Here is a 14,780-nt window from a genome sequence, read left to right on the forward strand (position 1 = left end):
GTTCGGCGGCGGCTGAAGGCGTCGGCGCGCGCACGTCGGCGACGAAGTCGGCGATCGACACGTCGGTCTCGTGACCGACGGCGCTGACGATCGGCGTCACGCAGGCGTCGATGGCGCGCGCCACGGCTTCCTCGTTGAAGCACCAGAGGTCCTCCAGCGAGCCGCCGCCGCGGGCCAGGATCAGCGCGTCGAAACCCTGGGCGTCGGCCAGTTGCAGCGCACGCACGATCTGCGCCGTGGCCTCTCGCCCCTGCACGGCGGTGGGCACCAGGGTCAAGGCGACCTGCGGCGCGCGGCGGCGGAACACGCTGATGATGTCGCGGATCACCGCGCCGGTCGGCGAACTGACGATGCCGATGCGTTGCGGGTGGGCGGGCAGGGCGACCTTGCGTTCGGCGGCGAACAAGCCCTCGTCGCCGAGCTTGCCTTTCAGCGCCTCGAAGGCCAGGCGCAGCGCGCCGTCGCCGGCGGGCTCGACGGAGTCGAGGATCAACTGATAGTCGCCGCGCCCCTCGAACAGCGAGACCTTGCCGCGCACGCGTACCGCCAGGCCGTCGCGCAGGGCCTGGCGCACGCGCAGGGCGTTCTGCCGGAACAGCGCGCAACGCACCTGGGCGGTGCTGTCCTTGAGGGTGAAATAGAGGTGCCCGGAGGCCGGTTTGGCGAGGTTGGAAATCTCGCCCTCGACCCAGACCTGGGCGAACACGTCCTCCAGCAGCAGCCGCGCGCGGCCGTTGAGTTGGGTGACGGTGAGGATGTCGCGGTCGAGGCCGAGTCGTTCGAAGGAGTCTTTGCGCATGCCGGCATGATAAGCGCCACGGCCGCCGCGCAGAAACTCCCGGCGGACGGATGCGGAGGGCCCGGGTGATATAGTTTCGCCCCGTCGTGCCCAGCCGAGCCCGTTCATGAGCGACAACCAGGCGATCATCGTCCCGCGTATTTCCACCTTTCCCGGTCACGAGACGAAGGCCTGGGCGATTTTGCGCTGGCTGGTCCGCCTGGACGTGGTGGCCGAGCTGCCGACCACCTGCGGGCTGGGTGGCGCGCGCATGGCCTATGCCATCGGCGAGGGCGCGCGGCGGGTGGTCGAGCATCCCGAGCGGCTGCCGTTCGGCCTGCCGGCAAACGGCCTGGAAGTCGTCACCCGGCGCTGCATCTATACGCCGACCCGTGGCTTCAGGGAGGAGGCCGGCTGCCCGGAATGCCGCCAGGAAATCGGCGAGGCGCTGTTCGACTCGCTGGACGAGTGGATGCCCGGCGAGACCGACCATTTCACCTGTCCGGAATGCCATTACGAGGACGAGATCAACAACTTCCTGTTCCTCCAGCCGTGCGCGTTTTCCAACCTGGGCTTCATCTTCAACGGCTGGGCCGAGGCGCAATTTCGTCCCGGTTTCCTCGAGCAGTTCGGCGAGCGGCTCGGCTTTCCGGTGGCGCTGGTGCGGGTCGACGGCTGAGGGGAACCGAATCCTGCCGGGCGCTTCTACTGAGAAGTCACTCGAACAGCAGGAGCGCCGCATGACCGCTACCGTCCGCGCCGGGGTTCTGGACGTCGCCTACGAGGCGCACGGCCCGGAGCAGGGCACGCCCGTGGTGCTGCTGCACGGCTTCCCCTACGACATCCACGCCTACGACGAGGTCGCGCCGGTCCTCGCCGGGCATGGCTGCCGGGTGCTGGTGCCCTACCTGCGTGGCTACGGACCGACGCGTTTCGTCTCCCGACACACCCCGCGCTCCGGGCAGCAGGCGGCGCTCGGCCACGACCTGCTGGCGTTCCTCGATGCGCTGGGCATTTCCCGCGCGCTGCTCGCCGGCTACGACTGGGGTGGGCGCGCCGCGGGGATCGTCGCCGCGCTCTGGCCGCAACGGGTGGCCGCGCTGGTGATCGCCGACGGCTATCCGATCCAGGACATCGCCGCCGCGTCGCAACCTGCCGATCCACAGGCCGAGTGGCGCTACTGGTACCAGTACTACTTCCACAGCGAACGCGGCCGCGCCGGCCTTGCGGCCAATCGCCAGGCGCTGTGCCGACTGCTCTGGGAGCTGTGGTCGCCGACCTGGCGCTTCGATGCGGCCACCTTCGAGCGCAGCGCGGCGGCCTTCGACAACCCGGATTTCGTCGAGGTGGTGATCCATTCCTACCGCCACCGCTACGGTCTGGCGGAGGGCGACCCGGCCTACGAGGACAGCGAGCGGGCCTTGCAGGCGCAGCCGCGCATCGAGGTGCCGACCACGGTGCTGGCCGGTGGCGACGACGGTGTTTCCAGCTTGCGCGGCGGCGCGCTGGAGGCCGCGCATTTCGGCGCCGCCTACCACTACGAGGCGATCGCCGACTGCGGCCACAACATTCCCCAGGAACAACCGCAGGCATTCGCCGGGGCGATCCTGCAGCGGCTCGGCCTGGCCTGACGGAAGCCGGCGCTCGGCCCAGGCTGGAGGTCTTTTCGCGGTAATCCGCCTTCGGGGTGTGCGTGCGGGGTTGATCGATCGCCGCCAAGGGTCGGGGGACGTTCCGCATCGCCGCAACCGCCCGCGAAATCGCATTGAGACGCCGCGTGCGGCTAGGTATAATGCCGCGCTTCCTTTTTCCCGCCTGGGAGCCCCCGCCATGCTGCGCATCAGCCAAGAAGCCCTGACTTTCGACGATGTCCTCCTGATCCCCGGTTATTCCGAGGTTTTGCCGAAAGATGTCAGCCTCAAGACCCGTCTGACCCGTGGTATCGAGCTGAACATCCCGCTGATCTCCGCGGCCATGGACACCGTCACCGAATCGCGCCTGGCCATCGCCATGGCCCAGGAAGGCGGCATCGGCATCATCCACAAGAACATGAGCATCGAGCAGCAGGCCGGCGAAGTCCGCAAGGTCAAGCGCTTCGAGGCCGGCGTGGTGAAGGACCCGATCACCATCGAGGCCGACGCCAGCGTGCGCGACCTGTTCGAGCTGACCCGCATGCACAACATCTCCGGCGTGCCGGTGCTGTCCGATGGCGATCTGGTCGGCATCGTCACCTCGCGTGACGTGCGTTTCGAGAACCGCATGGACGCCCGCGTCCGTGAAGTGATGACGCCCAAGGAACGCCTGGTCACGGTGCGCGAAGGCGCCGACAAGAACACTGTGCGCGAGCTGCTGCACAAGCATCGCATCGAGAAGGTGCTGATCGTCGATGAAGCCTTCGCCCTCAAGGGCATGATGACCGTCAAGGACATCGAGAAAGCCAAGGCCTACCCGTTCGCCAGCAAGGACGACGCCGGCAGCCTGCGCGTCGGCGCCGCGGTCGGCACCGGTGCCGATACCGCCGAGCGCGTCGCCGCACTGGTCGCCGCCGGCGTCGACGTGGTGGTGGTGGACACCGCCCACGGCCATTCCAAGGGCGTGATCGAGCGCGTGCGCTGGGTCAAGCAGACCTACCCGCAGGTCCAGGTGATCGGCGGCAACATCGCCACCGGCGCCGCCGCCAAGGCCCTCGCTGAAGCCGGCGCGGATGCCGTCAAGGTCGGCATCGGCCCGGGCTCGATCTGCACCACGCGGATCGTCACCGGCATCGGCGTACCGCAGATCAGCGCCGTCTCCAACGTCGCTGCGGCCCTCGAAGGCACCGGCGTTCCGCTGATCGCCGACGGTGGCATCCGCTTCTCCGGCGACCTGTCCAAGGCCATCGTCGCCGGTGCCAACTGCGTGATGATGGGCTCGATGTTCGCCGGCACCGAAGAAGCGCCGGGCGAAGTCGAGCTGTTCCAGGGCCGCTCTTACAAGGCCTACCGCGGCATGGGCTCGCTGGGCGCCATGTCCCAGGCCCAGGGTTCCTCGGACCGCTACTTCCAGGATTCCTCCGCCGGCGCCGAGAAGCTGGTCCCTGAAGGCATCGAAGGCCGGGTGCCGTATAAGGGCCCGCTGAGCGCGATCATCCACCAGCTGATGGGCGGCCTGCGTGCGTCCATGGGTTACACCGGCAGCGCCGACATCGAAGAGATGCGCACCAAGCCGGAGTTCGTGCGCATCACCGGCGCCGGCATGGCCGAGTCGCACGTGCACGACGTGCAGATCACCAAGGAAGCGCCGAACTACCGGGTAGGTTGAAATCGATTTGCCGCCGCCGCGCGTCCTCTTTCGGCTTCGCGGCGCGGCAATCGCTTCGAGAAAAGGCTGAAAGCACGGGGCTGTTCCATTCAGCCCCGTGTTGTTTCTGAATCAAGACTGTTTCCGAACCCTTTCAAGCGAGACCGAATCATGTCCCTCGACATTCACGCTCACCGCATCCTGATCCTCGACTTCGGCTCGCAGTACACCCAGCTGATCGCCCGTCGCGTGCGCGAAATCGGCGTGTACTGCGAACTTCATCCGTTCGACATGGACGATGAGGCGATCCGTGAATTCGCGCCCAGGGGCGTGATCCTCGCCGGCGGGCCGGAGTCGGTGCACGAGGCCGACAGCCCGCGCTGCCCGCAGGCGGTGTTCGACCTCGGCGTGCCGGTATTCGGTATCTGCTACGGCATGCAGACCATGGCCGAGCAGATGGGCGGCAAGGTCGAGGGTTCCGACCTGCGTGAATTCGGCTATGCGCGCGTCGACGTGGTCGGCAAGAGCCGCCTGCTGGACGGCATCGAAGACCACGTCGACGCCGATGGCGTGCTCGGTCTCGATGTGTGGATGAGCCACGGTGACAAGGTCACCCGGATGCCGGAAGACTTCCACATCCTGGCCAGTACCCCGAGTTGCCCTATCGCCGGCATGTTCAGCGACGAGCGCCGTTACTACGGCGTGCAGTTCCACCCGGAAGTGACCCACACCAAGCAGGGCGGTCGCATCCTGTCGCGCTTCATCCTCGACATCTGCGAGTGCGAGGCGCTGTGGACGCCGTCGAAGATCGCCGAGGACGCCATCGCCCAGGTGCGCGCCCAGGTCGGCACCGACAACGTGCTGCTCGGCCTGTCCGGCGGGGTCGACTCCTCGGTGGTCGCCGCGCTGCTGCACAAGGCCATCGGCGACCAGCTGACCTGCGTGTTCGTCGACAACGGCCTGCTGCGCCTGCACGAAGGCGAGCAGGTGATGGCCATGTTCGCCGAGAACATGGGCGTCAAGGTGATCCGCGCCAACGCCGAGGACCAGTTCCTCGCCAACCTCGCCGGTGAAGCCGACCCGGAGAAGAAGCGCAAGATCATCGGCCGCACCTTCATCGACGTGTTCGATGCCGAGTCGAGCAAGCTGCACAACATCAAGTACCTGGCCCAGGGCACCATCTACCCCGACGTGATCGAGTCGGCGGGCGCCAAGAGCGGCAAGGCCCACGTGATCAAGTCGCACCACAACGTGGGTGGCCTGCCGGAAGAGATGAACCTCAAGCTGGTCGAGCCGCTGCGCGAACTGTTCAAGGACGAAGTGCGTCGCCTCGGCCTGGAACTCGGCCTGCCCTACGACATGGTCTACCGGCACCCGTTCCCCGGTCCGGGCCTGGGCGTGCGCATCCTCGGCGAAGTGAAGAAGGAATACGCCGACCTGCTGCGCCGCGCCGACCACATCTTCATCGAAGAGCTGCGCAAGGCCGACTGGTATCACAAGGTCAGCCAGGCCTTCGTGGTGTTCCAGCCCGTGAAATCGGTCGGCGTGGTCGGCGACGGTCGCCGCTACGCCTGGGTCGTCGCGTTGCGCGCGGTGGAAACCATCGACTTCATGACCGCCCGCTGGGCGCACCTGCCCTACGAACTGCTGGAAACCGTCAGCGGCCGCATCATCAACGAGATCGACGGCATCTCGCGGGTCACCTACGACGTCTCGAGCAAGCCGCCAGCGACCATCGAGTGGGAATGATCCCGCGTCCGGCACTGCCCGGCACGATCTGGTAAAAAGCCCTGAAGCCCGCGTAAATCGCGGGCTTTTGGCGTTTTGGGTCTGGCAAGTTCAGGTAGCGTTCTGCATCGCCAAGCATGGTTTTTTATGGCGTGGCACGGGGGACTACTGCATCCGATGCCATGCCACGCTCAATCCCCGGTTCTTCTCAGGGCCTAGAGATCCAGCAGGCAGTCGATGAACGCGCCGAGCAGGGCGGGTCGATGCTGCCTGCTCGGGTAGTAGAGGAACAGCCCCGGGCGTGAAATCGACCAGTCCGCCAGGACCTGTACCAGCCGTCCCTGGGCCAGGAGTTCGCCCACGCCATCCCGCTCGAAGTGATAGGCGATGCCGAGCCCGTTCAGCGCGGCCGCGATGCCGATGTCGGCGTGATTGGTGACGACGGGGCCGTCCACCGCCACTTCGAGTCGTTGCCCTCGTTTCTCGAACTCCCAGCGGTAGTGCCTGCCATCCATTTGCAGCCGCCAGTTGATGCAGGCATGGCCATGCAGATCGGCAGGCGACTTGGGTGTTCCTCGACGCGCGAGGTAGTCCGGCGACGCCACGGCGACCATGTTCAGGTCCGGCGTGAGGCGGACGGCAACCATGTCCTTCTCGAGCTGGCCACCGACGCGGATGCCCGCGTCGAAGCGGCCCGCGACGATATCGGAAAGCGCGTCGTCGACCACGATGTCGAGAACCACATCGGGGTGTTCGTGGTGGAAGCGTGAAAGCCGCGGCGCAATGAGGGTTCTCGCTGCGATCCCCAGCGTGTTGATGCGCAGCGTGCCGCTCATCTGTCCCGTCGCTTCGCTGGCCTCGGCGACTGCTGCAGCCATCTCCCGAAACAGCGGAGCGATGCGCTTGTACAGCAGTTCGCCACTGGCCGAGGGGGCCACGCTTCGCGTCGTGCGATTCAGCAGGCGAGCCCCGATGCGGCCTTCGAGCTGACGGATGGTCTGGCTGAGTGCCGAAGGCGACAGGCCCAGATGCTCGGCAGCTCGGGCAAAGCTCTGGCGCTCCACGATGGCGACGAAGGCCTTCAGCTCGGCGAAGTCGGATCCACGCATTATGTATTTTTTCCTAAACAACCTATCCAGATTCTAGGGCATTCACTGACTTCACGTCGGCGCGCATCCTGAGGCCCTCACTGACCCCATGGAGCCAAAACATGAATGCCCTGACCCTTCCCGAGCCGATTGCCGCGTACTTCGCGGCCGAACACGACGCTGAAGCCCTGGGGCAGTGCTTCACGGCCCAGGCCGTTATGAAGGATGACGGCCACACCTACACGGGCATCGACGCGATCAAGGTCTTCATGGCCGAGGCATCGGCCAAGTACAGCGCGACCAGCGTGCCGTTCGCCATCGAGAGGGAGGATGGAGTCCAGCTCGTCCGCGCCAACTGTAGCGGCAACTTCCCTGGCAGCCCGATCGTGCTGTCTTACCGTTTTCGCCTGGAACGCGGCCTGATCGCCTCGCTGGAGGTCACGGTATGAGCTTCGACCTTCGTCTGACCGGCCTGCGTGCAGTGGTTACCGGCGGCACGCTGGGCCTTGGCGCTGCAGTCGTGAAGACCCTTGCGGAGGCCGGCGCTCGGGTGATGACCTCCGCGCGCACTGTGCCAGCGCAACCGGTGGAGGGGGTTACCTACGTGGCTGCCGACCTGTCGACGGCGGAGGGAACCCAACACCTTGCCCAGGCCGTCCTGCAGGCGTGGGGCGGCGTCGACATCCTGATCAACGTGCTGGGCGGTTCGAACACTCCAGGGGGCGGTTTCGCTGCGATCAGTGATGAACACTGGTTCGCCGAGCTGAATCTGAATTTGATGCCCGCCGTACGCCTGGATCGTGCGCTGCTGCCCTCGATGCTGGCGCAAGGCTCCGGCGTCATCATCCACGTCAGTTCGATCCAGCGCGTGTTGCCTCTGCCCGAGTCCACCACCGCCTACGCCGCGGCCAAGGGCGCCCTCACCACCTACAGCAAGGCGCTGGCACGCGAAGTTACGCCCAAAGGCATTCGCGTGTTGAGCGTTGCACCGGGCTGGATCGAGACCGAAGCGTCCGTCGCGTTCGCGGAGCGGATGGGCGCGGAGGCGGGAACGGACTACGAGGGTGGCAAGAAAATCGTGATGGATTGGCTGGGCGGAATTCCCGTGGGCCGACCCACCAAACCCGACGAGGTTGCCGATTTAATCGCCTTCCTGGCGTCCCCACGATCCGCTTCGATCGCAGGGGCCGAGTACCGGATCGACGGCGGCACCGTTCCCACGCTGTAGCAACAGCCGCCACAGGCTGACGAGGGCGAATCCTTCGTCCGGATCTTTCGGGCGAGGGCCGCTGTGATTATCGAGCTGCCTGATACGTACGGCTGGCGCTTTCAGTGCCGGCCAGGTTCACCGCAATCGATGCAAGGACGTTGATCCAACAGGCTCTGAAGGCTTTCAGCGATCGAGTCGGCTCGCTGACCGACCATGGGGTTGTGAGGCCTGTCGCCGATCGAGTGGGCTTTCGCGGCGCCCGACCATCGCGGCAGGGCACCGTGCTTCTGCGCGACGCTTCACGGACACGCCGTGTCGCTTTGCATCAGAACGCGGCGCGTCCGAGAGACGCGCCGCCATCGACGTGCAGCGTCTGCCCGGTCATGAAGGCCGCGTCGTCCGACAGCAGGAAGGCGATGGTCGCGGCGATCTCGTCCGGCTTGCCGAAGCGTCCCATCGGTACGCCCGACAGGTAGCGCCGCTCACCTTCGCTGCCCGGCGGGTTGTTGGCGCGGAACAGTTCGGTTTCGGTCGGGCCGGGTGCCACGGCGTTGACCGTGATGCCGCTACCGGCCAGCTCCAGTCCCCAACTGCGGGTGAAGCTCACCAATGCGGCCTTCGCCGCCGCGTAAGCCGTGCGCTGGGGCATGCCGAGCACGGTCAGGCTGGAGATGTTGACGATGCGGCCCCAGCCGCGCGCCTGCATGCCGGGCAATGCGGCCTGGGTAGCCAGCAACGCGGAGTGCAGGTTGACGCGCATGACGTCGTCCAGCGCGGGCAGGGCCACCTCCGCCAGCGCCGCGGGATTGACCAGGCCGACGTTGTTCACCACGCCGTCGAGCGAGAAGCGCTGGGCGATGTCGTTCAGCGCGGCGCGGGTGGCATCGTCATCGCCGAGGTCGACGGCGACGAAGGTGCCGGGAAAACTCGCCGGCGTGTTGCGCGCGAGGCCGACGACGTGGTGGCCGGCGGCGGCGAGCCGCGTCGAGAGTGCAAGGCCGATGCCCTTGCTGGCACCGGTGACGAGAAAGGTACGGGACATGAGTGCTCCTTCGCGCTCGCCCGTGGCGAGCGGCATTGGGTGATTCAGAGCGCGGCCTTGCGGATGGCCGGCAGCATTTCCGCCGGATCGGGGCGGCGCGTGTAGTCGGGGTTTACCTCGGCATAGACGATGGTGCCGTCCGGTGCGATCACGTAGCGCGCCGGCATCGGCAGCGTCCAGCTCGGATCCCCGTTGAACGCAGGCAGGTCATTCTTCAACGACTTGTAGAGTTCGACCAGATAATCCTGCAGCTCGAAGCGCAGACCGAACGCGGCGGCCACGTCGTTGTGCGGGTCCGACAGGATCGGGAATTCCAGGGCGTTCTGGCGCACCGACTTGCGGCTGTTGGCGGCCACCTGCGGCGAGATGGCCAGCACGCGGGCGCCTGCGGCGCGGATGTCCGGCAGCGCGGCTTGCAGCGCCTGCAGTTCCAGATTGCAGTAGGGGCACCAGACGCCGCGGTAGAAGGTGACCACCAGCGGGCCTTCGCGCAGCAGGTCGGCGGACGACACGGGATGGCCGTCCGGGTCGTCGAGGGTGAAGGAGGGCGCCGGGTTGCCCGCCTTCAGGGCCTTCTGCGCCGCGCCCGAGGCGATCAGTTCGGCGGTGGCGCGCTGCATGGTGTCGATGACCGAGGGCGGCACGTTGTACGGCGGCTTGCCGGCATGGAAGTCGGCCTTGAAGGCATCGAGTCTGTCTTGCAGTGACATGGGGCGTTCTCCGGGAAAAGGACGGGGAGCGGCAGGCGGTCCGCGGCGAGGTCCGCCTGCCGTGACGATCAGGCGGACGGATTCATCGACTGCGCCACTTCGGCGGCGCTGATGCCCTCCAGCGCCAGGCCGTAGCCGGCGCCTTCGTCGACGATCCGGCGCAGCTTCTGGGTCAGGGCGATACGGGTGTAGCGGCTGGTCAGCGGCGGCAGCTTCGCCAGTTCGCCGGCGATCTCATGGGCGCGCGCCAGCAGGCGGTCGGCGGGCACGATCTCGTTCACCGCGCCCCAGTCCTTGGCGGTCTGCGCATCGAGCTGCTGGCGGGTCAGGATGAAGTAGCGGCCGCGCACGCTGCCGATGACCTCCGGCCACAGCAGGTTGACGCCGTCGCCGGGGACGATGCCGAAGTCGAAATGCGGCTTGTCCTGGAACACCGTTTGCGGCGTGGCCAGCACGATGTCGGCCAGCAGTGCGTACTCCGAATGCAGCAGCACCGGGCCGTTGAGCGCGGCGATCAGCGGCACCTCGATGTCGAGGAGGTTCATCAGCACCTTCTTGCCCTCGCGGAAGATCTTGTCGTAGCCGCGCGGGGTGAAGAAGTCGAAGCCTTCGGGGCTGATCGCATCCATGAAGGCATCGCCGCTGCCGGTGAGGATCACCACGCGGTTGTCGGGATCGCTGCCGACGTCGTGGAAGAGGTCGACGAACTGCTCATGGGTGTGGCCGTCGAAGACCAGCTTGCCGCCTTCGGTGTGCAGGGCGATTTCGAGCACGCCTTCGGCGGAGCGGGTCAGGCGGGCGTTGGGATAGGCGTTCTGGTAAGTGTCGAAGCGGGGCATGCTGGAATCCTTTATCAAGGTGAGGGTGTTTCGGCAGGAGCGCCAGATACCGTGATCGAGATTCTGGATGTCCGCTGACTGGAATGGCAGATATGATGAGGCGATAACGCCTATTCCCTTAAGGAATGAAATGGACCGTTTGCTGGCGATGACCGCGTTCGTGCGGGTCGTAGAGGCCGGCTCCTTCTCCGCCGCTGCCCGCGTGCTGGAGGTCGGGCAGCCGGCGGTATCGAAGACCGTCGCGCAACTGGAACAGCGGCTGGGCGTGAAGCTGCTTCTGCGCTCCACCCACGGGCTGACGCCGACGGAAGCCGGCGTGCGCTTCTACGAGCGCGCGCGGGTCGCCATCCAGGAGGCGGACGAGGCCGAACTGGCCGCACGCGGCGCGGGCACCGGTCTCTCCGGGCGGCTGCGCATTTCGGCGGCGCCCACCTTCGCGCGCCTGCACGTCATCCCGCATTTGCCGCGCTTCCTCGCTGCGCACCCTGATCTCGAGGTGGACGTGGTGCTGGACGACCGCACGATCGACCTGATCGCCGAAGGCATCGACGTCTCGTTGCGGATGGGCGCATTGGCCGACTCGGCCGTCGTTGCGCGCAAGCTGGCGTCCTCGCCGCGCTCGGTGTTCGCCACCACCGGATACCTCGCGCGAGCCGGTGTGCCGCGGGTTCCCGCCGACCTCGCCGATCACGAAACGGTGCTGTTCAGTCAGTCGGGCAATGTGTGGAACTTCACCCGCGAGGGCGCGGAAGTCTCGGTGCTGGTGCGCGGCCGGGCGCGTTTCAGCGCCGCCGAAGGCATCCGCGCGGCGGTGCTTGCCGACCTGGGCCTCGCCATCGCGTCGGACTGGATGTTCGCGCCGGAACTGGCCGATGGCCGGGTACTGCGGCTGCTGGAGAACTGGTCGCTTCCCGACATCGACCTGTGGGCGGTCTTCCCGACCGGGCGCCTGGCCACGGCCAAGGCCCGATCGTTCGCCGAGTTCGTCGAAGGCGTGATGCGAAACGGCGCTTGACCCGGGCTGGCGCGCTGGCCGGCTTGCCCTGGCGGGCGGGACGAAGGCTCGACGCCGCTGCCTACTTGCCCCCGGTGGCGTCGAGGAAGGTCCCCGTCACGAAGGAGGCTTCGGCGCTTGCCAGCCAGAGGATCGCGCGGGCCACTTCTTCGGGTTGGCCACCGCGTCCCATCGGGATGCTGTCCTTGATGCGATCAACCCTTCCGGGTTCGCCGCCGCTGGCATGCATCTCGGTGTAGATGTGTCCCGGCCGGACGCAGTTGACCCGGATTCCCTCCCGTGCGACCTCCTTGGCGAAGCCGATCGTGAAGGTCTCCAGCGCGCCCTTCGAGGCCGCGTAGTCGACATACTCGTTCGGGCTGCCGAGCCTGGCCGCTGCCGATGAAACGTTGATCACCACGCCGCCCGGTCCGCCGTGGCGATGGGACATGCGCCTGGCGGCCTGCTGCGCACAGAGCATCGGGCCGATCGCATTGACCGCGAAGATGCGCTGCATCCGCTCGAATCCGAGGTCTTCCAGGCGGGACTGCCTGGCGATGATGCCGGCGTTGTTCACCAGCACGTCGAGGCGCCCGAAGCGCCGGTCGATGCGCTCGAACAGTTCGGTCACCTGCGCGGGGTCGGCGCTGTCCGCGCGCACCGCCAGCGCCTGGCGGCCCGCCGCTTCGACAGCGGCCACCACGGCCAGGGCGGCGGCCTCGTTGGACGCGTAACTGATGGCGACGTCGTAGCCCTTTTCGGCGGCGAGGCGGGCCGTCGCCGCGCCTACGCCACGGCTTCCGCCGGTAATCAGGATGACAGGAGTGTCCGAGGTCTTTTCCATTTATTCACCTTCGCGTGAGGGCTGTGGAATGAAACGGCTCAGGATAAGCACCAGCGGTACGACAGCGGCGGCGGTTGCCGCGGTGGCCAGCAGGCCGACCGTCTGGCTGCTGTGATCGGCGATGGCGCCGTAGAGGATCGGTGCAACGCCGCCGGAGCCGATCACGCTGGTGTAGAAGACGGCGAAGGCACGCCCGGTGTCCCCATCGGACAGCTCGGGGACGGTGCCGTAGAGGACCGACGAGGTGCCGTTCAGCACGATCCCCAGCAGCGGCAGCAGGAGGAGCGTCGGGATCAGCGGGGTGAACAGCGTCCCGATGATCAGCAGCGCCGTGACCGTCTCGGCCAGCGCCACGCACCTGGTGACACCTACCTGCTCACCGAGCCAGCTGAAGGTGAATTTGCCGAAGGCGCCGCCGAGGAACAGCAACGCCAGCGCCAGGCCCACCGTCGGCGAGTCGCCGCCGCGGGCATGGATCAGGAAGGGCAGGAACAGCAGGTAGCCCATGCGTGTGGCGGTATCGAGCGCGCCTATCGTCGTCAGGATGCCGAAGCCACCACGGCTGCGCCCGGCCCTGGCCTGCGCGGGCGCATGGCGGGCCGCGCGCGTATTGGGTGCCAGGGCCAGCAGGGCGATCACCAGCGCGACGCCCAGCACCGCCATCAACGCCAGCACCGGCCGCCATGCCAGAAGCGGCAGCAGCAGCGCGACCACCGCCGGCAGCACCGCCTTTCCGAGATCGCCCGAGAAGTTGTAGATGCCCAGCGGCCATCGTGAATCGGCGCCATAGGTATCGGTGACCAGCATGGAGCCCCTCGGGTGCTGGATGCTCGACCCGACACCGGCCACGACCAGCCCGACGCACAGGCCGGCGAAGCCGAGCGGCAGCGCCATCAGAAGCAGGCCGGCCGACGCCAGCAGGGTCGAGAGAATCAGCGTCGCCCGCGACGACCAGTTGCGCAGCACGCGGTCGGCCGGAATCTGCAATCCGCCCATCGTCCCGTAGTAGAGCGCGCGAACCATGGCCAGCGCCGCGTAGGAGAGGCCTAACTGTGCCTGCCACACCGGCAGGAAGGCATAGAGGCCGTCCGTGTAACCGTCATGCAGCGCATGGGTCAGGCACGCGGCCAGCAGGCTGCGGGACCTGGACGTCGTGGCGGCGGATGAAGTCGATGCTGCACGGAGATTGAGTGACGTCTTCATGCAATCAGGGTAAATATGATAGAAAAAATTGAAAATCGATATCTTCTTACCTATAAGTTTTAGATTTTCTAAAGGAATAAAGATGCGCCGCCTCCCACCCCTCAATGCGCTGCGCGCATTCGAAGCCGCCGTTCGCACGGGCAGCTACGCCGACGCGGCCCTGCAACTCGGTGTCACCCATGGCGCGGTGAGCCAGCAGATCGCCACGCTGGAAAGCTGGTTGGGCGAAAAGCTCTTCACCAAGGAAGGCCGCCGCATGGTCGCCACGCCGATGGCCCGCGCCTTCGCTGCGGAGGTCGGCCTGTCGTTCGATCGCCTGGCGGTCGCCGCGGGTGCCTGCGGCCGGCCGGGGGTGCGCCGGATACTCCGGGTCAGCGCTCCGACCAGCCTGGCAATGCGTTGGCTGATCCCCCGGCTGCAGCGTTACCACGCCGAGCATCCAGACGTCGAAGTCGTCGTCACCACCGTTTCATGCGTGGTCGAGGACATGCGCGGCGGTGTCGACGTGGCGATTCGGCGGGGCGTCGCTCGGAACGACCTCTGGCCGCAACACCACGTCGTGCCGCTGCTGGATGACGTCGACACGCTGATCATGAGCCCTGCGCTCTTTGCCCGGCGACCGATCCACGCGCCGGGCGACATCGAGGGGCACAACCTGCTCGCCAGCGAGACCAGGGCCGGCGACTGGGACAACTGGCTGGAGGCGGCCGGGCTCCAGCACCTGGCGGGGTTGCCACGGCAGACCTTCGATCACTTCTTCGTGACCCGCCAGGCGCTGGAGGATGGGCTGGGGATCGGCATCGGCCCGATGCCGATGCTGGAGATCGACATCGCCCGCGGCAACCTGATGATGCCGCTGCCGGACATCCGTGTTCCGCGCACAGGCTACGTGGCGATCTACCCGCGCCAGGCCGATCCGGCTCAGCTGTACGCGGGTTTCGTCGACTGGCTGGCGGGCGAAGCCTCGCGACCCGCGGGCGTGGCGCCCTGATTCAAGGCGCCCGACCAGGCGAAGGCTTCAGCGGTGAGGGTTATTCGTCGACGCTGCCGGGTGTTGCACGGTCC

Annotated in this window: 15 protein-coding genes; 8 read left to right on the forward strand and 7 right to left on the reverse strand. The window is 67.0% G+C overall.

Translation table 11 applies throughout. The features are described 5' to 3' along the window. Positions 1–799: exodeoxyribonuclease VII large subunit (gene xseA / locus B2X67_RS14490; protein WP_286785924.1), on the reverse strand; the 799-nt coding region annotated here is incomplete at its 3' end. Between the two features lie 106 nt (positions 800–905). Between xseA and B2X67_RS14495 the strand changes: the two genes are divergently transcribed. The 4 genes from B2X67_RS14495 (at position 906) to guaA (ending at position 5,806) form a co-directional block, all read left to right on the forward strand. Next, positions 906–1,457 (forward strand): sugar ABC transporter ATPase, encoded by a 552-nt coding sequence (locus tag B2X67_RS14495; protein ID WP_282343630.1) that lies wholly within the window; start codon positions 906–908, stop codon positions 1,455–1,457. Positions 1,458–1,518: 61 nt separating this feature from the next. Then, a complete protein-coding gene (locus tag B2X67_RS14500) occupies positions 1,519–2,409 on the forward strand; it encodes an alpha/beta fold hydrolase (protein WP_286785925.1) in 891 nt (296 codons plus the stop codon). A gap of 199 nt (positions 2,410–2,608) precedes the next feature. After that, positions 2,609–4,078, forward strand: a complete 1,470-nt coding sequence (gene guaB, locus B2X67_RS14505; protein WP_090227159.1) for an IMP dehydrogenase — start codon at positions 2,609–2,611, stop codon at positions 4,076–4,078. 150 nt (positions 4,079–4,228) lie between these two features. Continuing rightward, positions 4,229–5,806, forward strand: coding sequence for a glutamine-hydrolyzing GMP synthase (gene guaA, locus B2X67_RS14510; protein ID WP_282343625.1), 1,578 nt, complete (start codon positions 4,229–4,231; stop codon positions 5,804–5,806). 194 nt (positions 5,807–6,000) lie between these two features. Here the strand turns inward: guaA and B2X67_RS14515 are convergent, their stop codons facing one another. Beyond that, positions 6,001–6,894, reverse strand: a complete 894-nt coding sequence (locus B2X67_RS14515) for a LysR family transcriptional regulator (RefSeq protein WP_286785926.1) — start codon at positions 6,892–6,894, stop codon at positions 6,001–6,003. Positions 6,895–6,995: 101 nt separating this feature from the next. On the opposite strand from B2X67_RS14515, the gene B2X67_RS14520 reads away from it, so the two are divergent. Continuing rightward, complete coding sequence (locus tag B2X67_RS14520) at positions 6,996–7,322, forward strand: nuclear transport factor 2 family protein (RefSeq protein WP_282342930.1); 327 nt, start codon at positions 6,996–6,998, stop codon at positions 7,320–7,322. Continuing rightward, positions 7,319–8,101 carry an SDR family oxidoreductase gene (locus tag B2X67_RS14525; RefSeq protein WP_286785927.1) on the forward strand — a complete coding sequence of 261 codons (783 nt, stop codon included), beginning with the start codon at positions 7,319–7,321 and terminating at the stop codon, positions 8,099–8,101. The genes B2X67_RS14520 and B2X67_RS14525 overlap by 4 nt, the downstream gene beginning before the upstream one ends. A 307-nt stretch (positions 8,102–8,408) precedes the next feature. On the opposite strand, the gene B2X67_RS14530 is transcribed toward B2X67_RS14525, so the two are convergent. The 3 genes from B2X67_RS14530 to B2X67_RS14540 form a co-directional block, all read right to left on the reverse strand. Next, positions 8,409–9,125 carry an SDR family oxidoreductase gene (locus B2X67_RS14530; RefSeq protein ID WP_286785928.1) on the reverse strand — a complete coding sequence of 239 codons (717 nt, stop codon included), beginning with the start codon at positions 9,123–9,125 and terminating at the stop codon, positions 8,409–8,411. Positions 9,126–9,169: 44 nt separating this feature from the next. After that, positions 9,170–9,835, reverse strand: a complete 666-nt coding sequence (locus tag B2X67_RS14535; protein ID WP_286785929.1) for a peroxiredoxin-like family protein — start codon at positions 9,833–9,835, stop codon at positions 9,170–9,172. 68 nt (positions 9,836–9,903) lie between these two features. Continuing rightward, the gene (locus B2X67_RS14540; protein WP_286785930.1) at positions 9,904–10,674 is read right to left on the reverse strand and encodes an enoyl-CoA hydratase/isomerase family protein; all 771 of its coding nucleotides are present in this window, start codon (positions 10,672–10,674) and stop codon (positions 9,904–9,906) included. Between the two features lie 130 nt (positions 10,675–10,804). Here B2X67_RS14540 and B2X67_RS14545 point away from each other — a divergent pair, with 130 nt between their 5' ends. Beyond that, positions 10,805–11,689: a LysR family transcriptional regulator gene (locus tag B2X67_RS14545; protein ID WP_286785931.1), complete on the forward strand. Its 885-nt coding sequence runs from the start codon at positions 10,805–10,807 to the stop codon at positions 11,687–11,689. 61 nt (positions 11,690–11,750) lie between these two features. On the opposite strand, the gene B2X67_RS14550 is transcribed toward B2X67_RS14545, so the two are convergent. Next, complete coding sequence (locus B2X67_RS14550) at positions 11,751–12,512, reverse strand: SDR family oxidoreductase (RefSeq protein WP_286785932.1); 762 nt, start codon at positions 12,510–12,512, stop codon at positions 11,751–11,753. Continuing rightward, positions 12,513–13,715 (reverse strand): MFS transporter, encoded by a 1,203-nt coding sequence (locus B2X67_RS14555; protein ID WP_286785933.1) that lies wholly within the window; start codon positions 13,713–13,715, stop codon positions 12,513–12,515. It lies immediately after the preceding gene. 82 nt (positions 13,716–13,797) lie between these two features. On the opposite strand from B2X67_RS14555, the gene B2X67_RS14560 reads away from it, so the two are divergent. After that, on the forward strand, positions 13,798–14,706 hold the full coding sequence (locus B2X67_RS14560) for a LysR substrate-binding domain-containing protein (protein WP_286785934.1): 909 nt from the start codon (positions 13,798–13,800) through the stop codon (positions 14,704–14,706). The last annotated feature ends 74 nt before the right edge of the window (positions 14,707–14,780 follow it).

Origin of the sequence: Pseudomonas sp. UBA3153 (assembly GCF_002364635.1) — a bacterium.
Lineage (GTDB): Bacteria > Pseudomonadota > Gammaproteobacteria > Pseudomonadales > Pseudomonadaceae > Pseudomonas_O > Pseudomonas_O kuykendallii.